The organism is Mesorhizobium sp. M4A.F.Ca.ET.022.05.2.1, from assembly GCF_003998845.1.
GTDB lineage: Bacteria > Pseudomonadota > Alphaproteobacteria > Rhizobiales > Rhizobiaceae > Mesorhizobium.
Genome location: NZ_RZOJ01000686.1, coordinates 1 through 1,622, shown reverse-complemented (window position 1 = coordinate 1,622; position 1,622 = coordinate 1). Strand labels below are relative to the sequence as shown.

Genomic DNA, 1,622 nt, shown 5'->3' with positions numbered 1-1,622 from the left:
GATGGCCGCGGCGCCGGCGCGCTGCTTCAACCCGCCGGCCTGGCGCTGCCGGTCGCCGATGTCGAGACGGTTACGGTGCGTTACGACACCATGTTCGACCTGCTCGCCGATCTGAGAGCCATGGGCGAGACCAGCCCCCTCGTCGATCGCAGCCGGCGGCCCGGCACGCGGAAATTCTTCGCGCGCGCCGCCGAAATCTACGCGGAACGGTTTTCCGATCCCGACGGCCGTATCAGGGCAAGCTTCTCGCTCGTATGGATGTCCGGCTGGGCGCCCGATGCTTCGCAGCAAAAGCCGCTAAAGCCCGGCACGGCCAAGGTCTCGCTGAAGACCATCCTGGAAGGTCCGCAAGACCGCTGAGCAGCGACCCCTTGGGGATCAGTGCTGCGCGAAGGCGTTGGCCAACTTGCTGTTGTTATCGCTGAACAACCACACGATCGCATTGCCGACCTGGCCGACGCCGGCGACGATGGCGAGCGACAGGACGGTGACGATCACGCCATATTCAATGGCTGTCGCGCCCGTCTCGTCTTGAATGAACCGTTGCAGCAGCTTTTTCATGATCATCGATCCCTCTTGCCAGGAACCTTAGCGTTGACCCGTTAAGAAAGGTTAACGGCAAAAGCTTAACAGGCAGTGAAATAGGTCGGTTCTGGAAAAATTGTTAACCATGTCAGCAGTCGCCACTGCGCGTGCCATCGCTGCGGATCAGGCAGATCGAGCTGGGCAGGGGCTGCAACACGCTGCGGCGCAGCGTATAGGTGTCGCGATGGCCGATCGAACCGGTGCTCATCGTGTCGACGCCGGCAATGCCATCGCGGGCCGGGCGCGTGTGGCTGTCGAGGAAAGGCGCGGCGATCAGGGCCAGCGCCACCGCGGCGGAACCGAACAGCAGCGTGATGCGCAACACGCCCATGCCCGCATCGGCGGCGCGAAAGCCGCGGTCCGGCCGGATCGACTCCCAGTCTTTGTCCAGGCTCATGCAATCGCTCCCCACGCGTGTAGGCCGAGACCAGCCTCGCCGCAATTTTTCATATCGAGATAAATCATCCATTAACGCTGGCTAAACCAGCGCCGAATTCCCCGACTACAGGAGATCGATGAGGAACTGGATCAGCGGCGCGTCGGCCGGCGGCATCGGATAGTCGCGCATCTGGCGTGGCCGCACCCATTTCAGCGCCTGCCCCTCCCTCGGCTGCGCAATCCCGCGGAAGCGGCGGCAGACGAAAAGCGGCATCAACAGGTGAAAGTGATCATAGCTATGGCTGGCGAAGGTCAGCGGTGCGAGGCAAGGGATCTCGGTCTCGATGCCGAGCTCCTCATGTAGTTCCCGGATCAGGCACTCTTCCGGTGTTTCGCCTGGCTCGACCTTGCCGCCTGGGAATTCCCACAAGCCAGCGAGCTGCTTTCCCTCGGGGCGCTGCGCCAGCAGCACGCGCCCGTCGGCGTCGACCAGCGCGCAGGCCGCGACCAAAAGCAGGCGCTTGCCGGCTGACTTGAGCTCGCTCATGCGCCGGGCGGCCGGCGATAGTGGTAGCGGTAGACTTCCTCGAAACCCATCGATCGGTACAGCGACAGCGCCGGCGCGTTGCTGGCCTCCACCTGCAGCCAGGCTTCCCGCG

Annotated in this window: 3 protein-coding genes and 2 pseudogenes; 1 reads left to right on the top strand and 4 read right to left on the bottom strand. The window is 63.7% G+C overall.

The window, feature by feature from the left end; all coding sequences use genetic code 11:
• Window positions 1-360, top strand: a pseudogene (locus EN745_RS34570) (SAM-dependent methyltransferase); the annotation flags it as partial.
• Between the two features lie 18 nt (window positions 361-378).
• On the opposite strand, the gene EN745_RS34565 reads toward EN745_RS34570, so the two are convergent.
• The 4 genes and pseudogenes from EN745_RS34565 to EN745_RS37400 form a co-directional block, all read right to left on the bottom strand.
• Window positions 379-561, bottom strand: a complete 183-nt coding sequence (locus tag EN745_RS34565) for a Flp family type IVb pilin (RefSeq protein WP_126058137.1) — start codon at window positions 559-561, stop codon at window positions 379-381.
• 112 nt (window positions 562-673) lie between these two features.
• Entirely contained in the window at window positions 674-982 is a 309-nt protein-coding gene (locus tag EN745_RS34560) for a hypothetical protein (protein ID WP_127423298.1), read from the bottom strand.
• Window positions 983-1,087: 105 nt separating this feature from the next.
• Window positions 1,088-1,510, bottom strand: coding sequence for a (deoxy)nucleoside triphosphate pyrophosphohydrolase (locus EN745_RS34555; RefSeq protein WP_127423297.1), 423 nt, complete (start codon window positions 1,508-1,510; stop codon window positions 1,088-1,090).
• A pseudogene (locus tag EN745_RS37400) lies at window positions 1,507-1,622 on the bottom strand (GNAT family N-acetyltransferase); the annotation flags it as partial. The gene EN745_RS34555 and the pseudogene EN745_RS37400, both read right to left, overlap by 4 nt.